At 61.3% G+C, this 1,143-nt stretch carries 1 protein-coding gene; it reads left to right on the top strand.

The window, feature by feature from the left end:
- Positions 1 to 1,019, top strand: a 1,019-nt coding sequence (locus J0I64_RS03715; protein ID WP_366933686.1) for an alpha/beta hydrolase-fold protein, incomplete at its 5' end; no start/stop codon positions are given.
- Between the last annotated feature and the right edge of the window lie 124 nt (positions 1,020 to 1,143).

Raw genomic sequence — 1,143 nt, 5'->3', positions numbered from 1 at the left:
AAGACATGCGCCGCACTACCCATCCCGCAGGCACCATCCACCGGCTGACCCTCGACAGCAAGGCCCTTGCCGGCAATCGCCTCGGCGATACGACCGAGCGCATCATCGACGTCTACATTCCCGCCGGCCACACCGGCGAAGGTTTGCCGCTACTGGTCGATCTCGTCGGCTACACGGCCGGTGGCCCTGCCCACACCGCCTGGAAGAATTTTGGCGAGAACGTCCCCGAGCGGCTCGATCGCCTGATCGGCGACGACAAAATGCCTCCCGTCGTCGTCGCCTTCCCCGATTGCTTCTCGCGTCTCGGCGGCAATCAATATGTGAACAGCCCTATTCTCGGGAACTACGAGGACTTCCTCATCGGCGAGATGGCGCCTTTCGTGGAGGAAAAATTCTCCTGCGGGGGCAAGGGCAAGCGCGGCGTCTTCGGCAAGTCTTCGGGCGGTTTCGGCGCGCTCATCCATGCCATGCTGCATGCCGATTTTTGGTCTGCCGCCGCCAGCCATTCCGGCGACGCCGGCTTTGAAAACCTCTACATTCCGGAATTCCCGAACACCCTGCGCGCCCTCGCCAAGGCGGACAATTCCATCGAAACCTGGATGCGCGCTTTTGAAGGCAAGCAGAAGTTCGACGGCAAGGACACGCTGCTCCTCATGATCCTCGCCCAGGCCGCCAGTTTTGACCCCGATCCGGAGCCGAGCACTTTCCTCGGCCTGCGCCTCCCGGTCACATCAGACACCTGCGAACTGATCGAGGACCGCTGGGCCAACTGGCTCAAGTGGGATCCTGCCCGCATGGTCGAAACCCACGCAAAGTCCATCGCCAAGCTGAAAGGCTTCTACTTCGATTGCGGCACCGAGGATCAGTATAACATCCTCTACGGCTCTCGCCGCATCCATCGCACGCTCGAAAAGAAGGGCATTCCCCACCGCTATGAGGAATTCCCCGACAACCATTCCGGTGTCGACTATCGCATGGATATCAGCCTGCCGTTCCTGGCAGAGACGCTGAGCCGCTGAGAAATCAGTAGTGCGGCGGCGGCTTTTCGCTGGCGGGGTCAGCGATATAGCTGCCGCTGCGCACCTGCTCTTCCACGACCTCGAGCTTGCGGCGCAGTTGCTCGATCACCGTCCATTGCTCGGT

This window comes from Devosia sp. (assembly GCF_017307565.1).
GTDB lineage: Bacteria > Pseudomonadota > Alphaproteobacteria > Rhizobiales > Devosiaceae > Devosia.
The sequence above is the reverse complement of the archived record's forward strand: the minus strand, read 5'-3'. Positions and strand labels throughout refer to the sequence as shown.